General features: G+C 70.2%; 8 protein-coding genes. 6 read left to right on the top strand and 2 right to left on the bottom strand.

All coding sequences use genetic code 11. The annotated features are described in order from the left end of the window. Positions 1–582: 582 nt before the first annotated feature. A complete protein-coding gene (locus ACRWK7_RS24470; RefSeq protein WP_431858936.1) occupies positions 583–1,755 on the bottom strand; it encodes a pentapeptide repeat-containing protein in 1,173 nt (390 codons plus the stop codon). Positions 1,756–1,897: 142 nt separating this feature from the next. Here ACRWK7_RS24470 and ACRWK7_RS24465 point away from each other — a divergent pair, with 142 nt between their 5' ends. The 5 genes from ACRWK7_RS24465 to ACRWK7_RS24445 all read left to right on the top strand — a co-directional run bounded on the left by ACRWK7_RS24465 (position 1,898) and on the right by ACRWK7_RS24445 (position 5,832). After that, on the top strand, positions 1,898–2,329 hold the full coding sequence (locus tag ACRWK7_RS24465) for a hypothetical protein (protein ID WP_431858935.1): 432 nt from the start codon (positions 1,898–1,900) through the stop codon (positions 2,327–2,329). Positions 2,330–2,365: 36 nt separating this feature from the next. Then, positions 2,366–2,641, top strand: a complete 276-nt coding sequence (locus ACRWK7_RS24460) for a GNAT family N-acetyltransferase (RefSeq protein WP_431858934.1) — start codon at positions 2,366–2,368, stop codon at positions 2,639–2,641. 91 nt (positions 2,642–2,732) lie between these two features. Beyond that, a complete protein-coding gene (locus tag ACRWK7_RS24455; protein WP_431858933.1) occupies positions 2,733–3,539 on the top strand; it encodes a sterol desaturase family protein in 807 nt (268 codons plus the stop codon). A 3-nt stretch (positions 3,540–3,542) separates the two neighbouring features. Further along, positions 3,543–4,475 (top strand): radical SAM protein, encoded by a 933-nt coding sequence (locus ACRWK7_RS24450; RefSeq protein ID WP_431858932.1) that lies wholly within the window; start codon positions 3,543–3,545, stop codon positions 4,473–4,475. Positions 4,476–4,668: 193 nt separating this feature from the next. Further along, the gene (locus tag ACRWK7_RS24445) at positions 4,669–5,832 is read left to right on the top strand and encodes a glutathionylspermidine synthase family protein (RefSeq protein WP_431858931.1); all 1,164 of its coding nucleotides are present in this window, start codon (positions 4,669–4,671) and stop codon (positions 5,830–5,832) included. 165 nt (positions 5,833–5,997) lie between these two features. Here ACRWK7_RS24445 and phaR read toward each other — a convergent pair whose 3' ends face one another. Next, complete coding sequence (gene phaR, locus ACRWK7_RS24440; protein WP_431858930.1) at positions 5,998–6,615, bottom strand: polyhydroxyalkanoate synthesis repressor PhaR; 618 nt, start codon at positions 6,613–6,615, stop codon at positions 5,998–6,000. 448 nt (positions 6,616–7,063) lie between these two features. On the opposite strand from phaR, the gene ACRWK7_RS24435 reads away from it, so the two are divergent. After that, on the top strand, positions 7,064–8,320 hold the full coding sequence (locus tag ACRWK7_RS24435; protein ID WP_431858929.1) for an alpha/beta fold hydrolase: 1,257 nt from the start codon (positions 7,064–7,066) through the stop codon (positions 8,318–8,320). Positions 8,321–8,525 lie beyond the last annotated feature (205 nt).

The raw sequence follows: 8,525 nt of genomic DNA, 5'->3' as shown, positions 1-8,525 counted from the left end.
GCCCCGTGCGCGTTTCTTCCATTTTTCGTCATCCCCGCGAAAGCGGGGATCCAGAGAACCTTGGGAAATCAACCCCTTGCCAACTCTCCTGGATCCCGGCTTTCGCGCATGGGCGCTGACTTTGGCACCTTTCCCCCTCCTCGCGCCTTTTTGGCCGTCATCCCCGCGAAGGCGGGGATCCATAAGCACCACGGCGTAACGCATTGGAAATTATGGATCCCTGCCTTCGCAGGGATGACGGTTTGGAAAGGAAACGAGCGCCGGGGGACGCGACCGCCTATGGGGCTTGACCCGGCCATGACGAAATGAAGGAGTCTCTCTCCAAACGTAGCGCCCATGCGCCTTCGCCGGGGGCCGCGGTGGCACGAGGGAGCGGCGCTCGACCACGCTTCCGAACCGGGCCGCCGGGGAGCAAGCCCGGTCACGCCGTCCCGCACATCGCTCCGGGCCTTGCCCCTTCGGCCAATCCTATGATAGGATCAATATCCTTAAGGCTCCGATTTCGGCGGTATGGCGGAGAGTGAAGTGAACACGGTCTGCACACTGTTCCACGGTGTTTCACAGTGTTCCATTCGGCGCCGCTCAGCCGCCGTCGAACTCGCAGTCGGCCACCTTGGCGCCGCTCAGCATGGTCGCGGTCAGGGTGGGCGCGCGCAGGTCGCAGTTGCGCAGGCTGGCGCGGTCGAAGCGCGTCGGCAGGCTGCCGCCGTTGCGCAGCGCCAGCGGGGTCGCGTCCACGCCTTGGAAGCTGGAGAACTGCACCTGCGCCTCGGCGAAATTGGCGCCGCGGATGTCGGCGCCCGAGAGGTCGGCGTACTGGATGACCGCGCCGCTCAGGTCGGCCGCCGCCAGCACCGCATTGGTCAGCTTGGCGCCGCTGAGGTCGCTGCCGGCGAAGGACACGGTGGCCAGCATCAGCCCGGACAGGTCGATGCCGCGCAGGTTGCGCCCGGCGAAGTCGGCGCGCTTGCCGTCCTTGCCGCCGCTGTCCACCCAGGCGCGGTGCAGCTCCGCCGCTTCCTTGGCCTGCGCGCGGATGTCGAGGAAGCGGCGGAAGCCCTCGTTCATCTGGAGCGCGTTGATGGTCTCCGGCGTGACGTCGAAGATGGTGTTCTCCACCGTCACGTCGGTCAGCACCGCGTCCGTCAGCACCGCTCCCGCCAGCGTCGAGCCGGAGAGGTCCGCGCCCTTCAGGTCGGCCCCGGTGAGGTCGGCGCCCTTCAGGTTGGCGTTGCGGATGCGGCAGCCGCTCATGTCCGCCCCGCGCAGCGACGCACCCTCGAAGTTGGAGTTGGAGAGGTCGGTCTCCTGCACCAGCGTCTGCTCGCGCCGGCCGCCGCCCGCGACGTCGTCGCGGTAGATCATCACCGAGCCCTGCTTCATCCGCGTCTCGTCGAGCGTCGCCTCCTGCGCGTCGGCGTAATGGAAGCGCACGCCGTTCAGGATGGCGCCCGAGAAGTCGGCGCGCACCAGGTTGGTGCGGATGAACAGGCTGTTGGTGAGGTCGGCGTCGCGGAAGTGCGCGCCCTCCAGGTTCGAGTAGGAGAAGTTGCAGGCGACCATCGCCGCCCGCGAGAAGTCGAAGTTCTCCAGGATCACGTAGGAGACGTTCGACATCATCAAATTCAGGCGCTTGCCGCCCTTGCCGGCCAGGTGCAGCAGATGGTTGCGCAGCGACTCGCGCATGCGGGCGAGGCGGTCCTGCTGGTCCGCCGCCTTCACCGCGACACTTCGGGCCTGTCCGCTGGCGCCCATGATCGTCCGTACACCCACGATTCCTTTGAGGCGAAAGTATTTCTTACACCGGAAGGGCGGGGCATGCCTGTGCAATTTTCGTCAAAATTGCGACAGGCCGCCGCAGGGGCTGTCCGCCCGGTTTTCGGGTAGGATGCCGGCCATGCCCAGGGACTGCGATCTGCGCCTCACCCACCTCGACCTGATCGACGACGACCACGAGCAGCTGCTCCACGCGCTGCAGGAGCTGGCGTACGGCGAGAGCATGGGGCGCGCGGGCATGGACCGGCTGATCGCCCAGGTGGTCGAGCACTTCGATCACGAGATGCTGCACCTGGAGCGGATCGGCGGCGATCTCAAGGCGCGCCATCTCGGCGCCCACGCGCTGTTCCTCGACCGCCTGACGGCGATCCGCGGCCGCTGCGAGGCCGAGCCGGCGCGTGCCCGCGCCGAGCTGGCGGAGGTCACCGCGCGCTTCATCTCGCACACCAACACCGACGATCTGGAGATCGTCGAGGCGCTGAAGGCGCTCGCCCCCGCCGAGGCGCCGGTTTCGGCGCCGCCGGCGGTGTCGCTGGACGACATCCTGCTGTAGGGTGAACCAACCCCGGCATCGCGTGTTGACTCCGGCATGAGCACACCCGTGAAGGACAACCCGGCGCTCGGCCGCTTCGAACTGGACGTGGACGGCCGCATCGTCTTCGCCACCTACCGCCGACAGGGCGGGACCCTCTACATCCCCTACGTCGAGGCGCCGCCCTCGCTGCGCGGCACCGGCGCCGCCGGCCGGCTGATGCAGGGCGTCATGGACATCGCGCGGGCGGAGAAGCTGAAGGTCGTGCCGATCTGCAGCTACGCCTCCCTGTGGATGCGCCGCCACCGCGAGCACCACGACCTGCTGGCCTGAGCCCCGATCACGCGGAGTTGACGGCGTCCGGCTGGAGCCGGGTGCGGACTCCGCCCTATATAAGACCCCAGTCCGGTCCGGGAGCGTCCGCATGGAAGCCGCCATCCGGCTGGGGATCTTCCTCGGCCTCTTCGTCATCGCCGCGCTGCTGGAGGCGGCCTGGCCCAAGCGCCCGCTCACCGTGGCCAAGGGGCGGCGCTGGGCGGTCAACCTCGGCCTCGTCGTCGTGGACGTCGCGGTGCAGCGCCTGACCGTCGGCGCGCTGGCCGTCGCCGCCGCGGCCTGGGCGCAGGAGCAGGGCGTCGGCCTGTTCAACGTCCTCGACGCGCCCGGGTGGGTCGGGGCGGTGGCGGCGTTCCTGGTGCTCGACTTCGCCGTCTACCTCCAGCACGTGCTGTCGCACCGGCTGCCGCTGCTGTGGCGGCTGCACCGGGTGCACCACGCCGACCTGGACATCGACGTCAGCTCCGGCCTGCGCTTCCACCCGGTGGAGATCCTGCTGTCGCTCGCCTGGAAGGCGGCGGTGGTCGTGGCGCTCGGCGCCGATCCCTGGGTGGTGGTGGCGTTCGAGGCGGTGCTGAACGGCTCCTCCCTGTTCACCCACGCCAACCTGCGTCTGCCGGAACGGCTGGACGCCGCGCTGCGCCGGCTGGTCTGCACGCCGGACATGCACCGCGTCCACCACTCGGTCGAGCGCGCCGAGACCGACACCAACTACGGCTTCTTCCTGTCGGTGTGGGACCGGCTGTGCGGCACCTACCACGCCGCCCCGCCGGCCGCGGGGCACGAGGCGGCGCCGCTCGGCCTTCCCGGCTGGCGCGACCAACTCGGCCTCGCCCATCTTCTCGCGATGCCGTTCCGGGGCGAGCCCGCCCGGCGGCCGGCCCTGGAGGCGTGACGCATGGACGGCTCGATCATCCCCGCCAAGTTCCGTGACCCGCACGTCACCGCCGACGGCAAGCCGCGCGCGTCGGTGGAGTTGGGCGGGCTGACCACGCTGTGGTTCAACACCGGCACGCTGTGCAACATCACCTGCGTCAACTGCTACATCGAATCCTCGCCGCGCAACGACGCGCTGGTCTATCTGACCGCCGCGGAGGTGCGCCGCTTCCTCGACGAGGCCGAGCGCGAGGCGCCGGAGCTGCGCGAGGTTGGCTTCACCGGCGGCGAGCCGTTCCTCAACCCGGACCTTCCGGCGATGCTTGAGGACGCACTCGGCCGCGGCCTGCGGGTGCTGGTGCTGACCAACGCCATGCGGCCGATGACGCTGAAGCGCGCGGCCCTGCTGGCGCTCAAGGAGGCGCACGGCGAGCGTCTGGCGCTGCGCGTCTCGCTCGACCACCCCAGCGCGGCGGGGCACGACGCGCTGCGCGGCGCCGGCAGCTTCGCCAAGGCGTTGGACGGGCTGCGCTGGCTGGCGGAGCACGGCTTCCACGTCGCCGTCGCCGGCCGCACGGTGGGCGGGGAGGGCGAGGCGGCGCTGCGCCGCGGCTTCGCCGGCCTGTTCGCTGCGCACGGCCTGCGCATCGACGCGGACGAGCCCCGGCAGCTCGTGCTCTTCCCCGAGATGGACGGCAGCCCCGAGACGCCGGAGATCGCCGAAAGCTGCTGGGCCATCCTCGGCAAGCGGCCGGACGCCATGATGTGCGCCTCCTCGCGCATGGTGGTGCGCCGCCGGGGCGAGGCGGAGGCGCGGGTGGCGGCCTGCACGCTGCTGCCCTACGACCCGCGCTTCGACTGCGGCGCCACGCTGGCGGAGGCGCGCCGGCGGGTGTGGATGAGCCACCCGCACTGCAGCCGCTTCTGCGCTCTGGGCGGCGCCTGCTGCGCCTGACGACCTATGTCGCATACACGCTTGTGCGGCACCGGCTGCCGCGGCCATGATGCGCGCCTTCCGCAACCGAGGGGAGCCCGGGTCCGCATCATGCCGCCGTTCCGCACTGCCACCATCGCGCGCCCGTCCGTCCCGCGACGGAGCGTCGCCGGCCCGGTTAGCTGGTGACCCACCGGAACAGGCGAGTGCGGACATGCGCAGAGTGAAGGCGACCGGCCGGGTCGATTGGCGGCCCGGCCTGCGCAAGTACCCCTACGGCTTGGCGGCGGCCCCGGCCGGCGCGCTGTGGCGCGAGGACGTGCGCTACGAGTTCTCCGCCCCGCAGATCGACCTGATCGAGAGCGTCGCCGACGAGCTGCACGGCATGATCCGCGAGGCCCTGCGCGCGGCGGTCGAGGACAAGCTGCTCAGCGACCTCGGTCTGCGCGGCGAGGCGGCGCGGCTGATCGACGCGTCCTGGAACGACCACTGGCGCCCGGGCGGCATCAACGAGCGCGCCGGCTGCCTCGCCGGACGGCTGACGCTGGCCTACGACGGGCGCGATTCCCTGAAGCTGCTGGCCTGCAACTACGACGTGGCGCCGGGGCTGTTCGCCGCCGCGCTGGTGCAGCGCAACTGGCAGGAGGCGCAGGCGCCCGACGCCCTGCAGTTCAACGGCCTGCACGAGGCCCTGGTCGAGCGCTGGGAAGAGCTGGCGCAGGGCGTTCCCGGCCGCGAGCGCCTGCACCTCGCCTGCGCCGTCCCCGACCCGATGGGCGAGGGCGAGCTGATCTACCTGGCGGCCACCGCCGCCGAGGCGGGGGTGGAGACGGTGCTGCTGCCTCTCCAGGACGTCGGCTGGGCCGACGGCCGGTTCCGCGACCAGCAGGGCGAGGCGATCTCCTGGCTGGCCAAGCTCTACCCGTGGGAGGCGCTGGGCAGCGACGACTTCGTGCAGCGCCTGCGCTCCGCCGGCATGGGGCTGGTGGAGCCGGCGTGGTGCTGGGCGGCGTCGAACCACGGGCTGCTGGCGGTGCTCTGGCACCTCTACCCGGGGCATCCCAACCTGTGCCGCGCCGCGTTCGACGATTCGGCGCTGGGGCCGGTGGAGGCAGTGACGGTGCGCAGCCTGTTCGGCCTCGACCATGCCGTCACCCGCCTGGGCGAGCACGGCCGCTTGGTGGCGGAGGGCGGCGCCGTGGCCGAGCCCGGCGGCTGGCTGTGGCTGGAGACCCCGCCGACCTGCGAGCAGGACGGGGTGCATGCGGTGCTCGACGCCTGGATCGTCGGCGACAAGTGCCTGGGCATGACCGTGCGCGAGGCGCCGGGCCCGCTGGTCGGTCCGGACGCGTCGGTGGTGCCGCACCTGTTCCGGTGAGGTTTTCCCCTTCCCCAACCCTCCCCGCTTCGCGGGCGAGGGGGGCTCCGCCGCTCTGCTCCCTTCACCGCGGAGCGGGGAGGGATGGGGAGGGGGAAAGAAACACGTCAAATAAAAAGGGCGGGGAAATCCCCGCCCTCTCTCGCGCTCTCGCTATGCCGACGCTCAGCCGTTCTTCGCGCCGGTCTTGGTGATGCTGGCGATCTGCTTCTGCAGGTCGTCCACCCGCTTCTGCAGCTCGTCCAGAGAGTGGTCGGCGGCGGCCGGCGGCTTCGCGGCGGGAGCCGGCGCGGCGCCACCCTCCGCGCCTTCCTCGTGCGGGCCGAACGGGGTGAACATGCGCATCGCCCGCTCGAACATGGCGAGGTTCTGCTTCCCCATCTGCTCCAGCCCGCCGAAGGGGAATATCCCGCCCAGCGTGTTCTGGAAATACTCGCGCATCTGCTCCTGGTTGCGGGCGAACGACTGCATCGAGTATTCCAGGTACCGCGGCACCATCCACTGCATGTTGTCGCCGTAGAAACCGATCAACTGGCGCAGGAACGGGATCGGCAGCAGGTTCTGCCCCTTCGCCTCCTCCTCCACGATGATCTGGGTGAGCACCGAGCGGGTGATGTCCTCGCCCGTCTTGGCGTCGTAAACCACGAAGTCCAGCCCGTCCTTGACCATCTGGCACAGGTGGTCAAGCGTCACGTAGCTGCTCGTCGCCGTGTTGTAGAGCCGCCGGTTGGCGTACTTCTTGATCGTGATCGCGGCGGACTTCTGATCTTCCTTGTCGGCCATCGCGGAGTCTTTCTCGTAAGCCTGCGGCGGGAATCCCTAGTAGGCTAGAACTACGACATGGGGCAGCGGCTGGCAAGTCTCCAGCCGAAAAGGGGGGATTCGGGCCCGCATTACCCCCCTTTCGCGCGGCGCTGGCCATTTTCCCGCGCCTTCTCCTATACTGTTCGCATGGCCGACCCCACCGACTCCGACATCCCGAGCCTCGACGCGCTGGCGCGCCGCTATCTGGACCTGTGGCAGGAGCAGTGGGCGGCAGTGGCCAGCGATCCGGAGACGGCCGACCATCTGGCGCGGCTGTTCCAGATGCTGGGGCAGGGGGCGGCCTCGCTGGCGCCGACGGTGTTCGGCCCGGGCGGCTTCGCCTACGGCAACCCGCCCGGCAGCGGCTGGGACCCGCGGCCCAACCCGTTCACCACAAAACACTCCGAACCAACGGAGGGACAGGTCGATGACAGCCCGAGCCGCCGCCCAAGCGACCGATCCTCCGCCCCGGATGCGCCAGGGCCCGCGCCCGCTCGGCCTGCACCTGTCGACCGCGCTGACGGCGCTGCTCAGCTCGCCCAGCGGATTGCAGCCCTGGAGGAGCGGCTCGCTTCCCTGGAAGCCGGCGCTCGCGGAGAAGGCGGCGGAGCTGCGACGCCTCGCCGACGGGGTGGACGCGGACGCCCTGCGTGACGCCGTCGACCGCGAGGTCCGCCGCCGTATCGACCGGCTGCTGACCGGCGTCGAGCGCTACCGCCGCCACCCCTATCGCCGCGACCTTCCCGATCCGCCCGTGGTGTGGACCGAGGGTAGCAGCCGGCTGCTCGACTACGGCGCGCTCAACTCCAAGGCGGGGGGCGCGCCGGTGCTGTTCGTGCCGTCGCTGGTCAACCGCCACTACATCCTCGACCTCAGCGCCAAGAAGAGCCTGATGCGCTGGCTGGCGGCGCGTGGCCTGCGGCCGTACCTGATCGACTGGGGCACGCCGGGGGCGCTGGAGCGCCGCTTCACCCTGACCGACTACATCGCCGGCCGGCTGGAGCGCGTGCTCGACGCCGTCGTCGCGCGGGAAGGGCGGGCGGTGCCGGTGGTCGGCTACTGCATGGGCGGGCTGCTGACCACTGCGCTGGCGTTGCGCCGGCCGCGTGAGGTGGCGGGGCTGGTGCTGATGGCCACGCCCTGGGACTTCCACGCCGAGGACGCGGCGTCCGCCCGCCGTGCGGCGGCGTTCTTCCAGCCCTTCGGACCGCTGCTGGAGGCGTGGGGCGAGTTGCCGGTCGATGTCCTGCAGGCGCTGTTCGCGCAGCTCGACCCGATGCTGGCCCTGAAGAAGTTCAGCCACTTCGCCCGCATGGCGCCGGACAGCCCGGCGGCCGAGGACTTCGTGGCGCTGGAGGACTGGCTGAACGACGGCATCCCGCTGGTCGCCGGGGTGGCGCGCGACGCGCTGGCCGGCTGGTATGGCCGCAACGACCCGGCGGCCGGCAACTGGCTGGTCGGCGGACTGCCGGTGGAGCCGGCGCGGGTCAGCGTGCCGACTCTTGCCCTCATCCCCGAGCGCGACCGCATCGTGCCTCCCGCGTCGGCGACTGTTTTGGCCCGATCAATTCCGGGTGCACAAATGTTCAGACCCTCACTGGGGCACATTGGTATGGTGGTCAGTGCCGGGGCTGAGGATGGTGTGTGGATACCCCTAGCCGAATGGCTTAATACACTTGTTTAAGCCCCGCCGGAGAGGGGGTCTTGCATTGATCGATTCTTGCGCATAGGCTACGCCGTCTCCGGCATCCATGCACTTTCGATAATAAAACTGTCAAATCCGAGGAGCGTTGTCATGACCGAGGTTGTCATCGCCGGTGCGGCCCGCACCCCCATCGGCGCTTTTAGTGGTGGCCTGAGCTCGGTGCCCGCCCACTATCTGGGTGAAG

Source organism: Azospirillum sp., from assembly GCF_050789165.1.
This window is presented reverse-complemented; position numbering and strand designations above follow the sequence as displayed.

Coding starts and splice junctions, on each gene's coding strand:
- ACRWK7_RS24470 (WP_431858936.1), bottom strand. CDS start 1,755: ATGGGCGCCAGCGGACAGGCCCGAAGTGTCGCGGTGAAGGCGGCGGAC.
- ACRWK7_RS24465 (WP_431858935.1), top strand. CDS start 1,898: ATGCCCAGGGACTGCGATCTGCGCCTCACCCACCTCGACCTGATCGAC.
- ACRWK7_RS24460 (WP_431858934.1), top strand. CDS start 2,366: ATGAGCACACCCGTGAAGGACAACCCGGCGCTCGGCCGCTTCGAACTG.
- ACRWK7_RS24455 (WP_431858933.1), top strand. CDS start 2,733: ATGGAAGCCGCCATCCGGCTGGGGATCTTCCTCGGCCTCTTCGTCATC.
- ACRWK7_RS24450 (WP_431858932.1), top strand. CDS start 3,543: ATGGACGGCTCGATCATCCCCGCCAAGTTCCGTGACCCGCACGTCACC.
- ACRWK7_RS24445 (WP_431858931.1), top strand. CDS start 4,669: ATGCGCAGAGTGAAGGCGACCGGCCGGGTCGATTGGCGGCCCGGCCTG.
- phaR (WP_431858930.1), bottom strand. CDS start 6,615: ATGGCCGACAAGGAAGATCAGAAGTCCGCCGCGATCACGATCAAGAAG.
- ACRWK7_RS24435 (WP_431858929.1), top strand. CDS start 7,064: ATGACAGCCCGAGCCGCCGCCCAAGCGACCGATCCTCCGCCCCGGATG.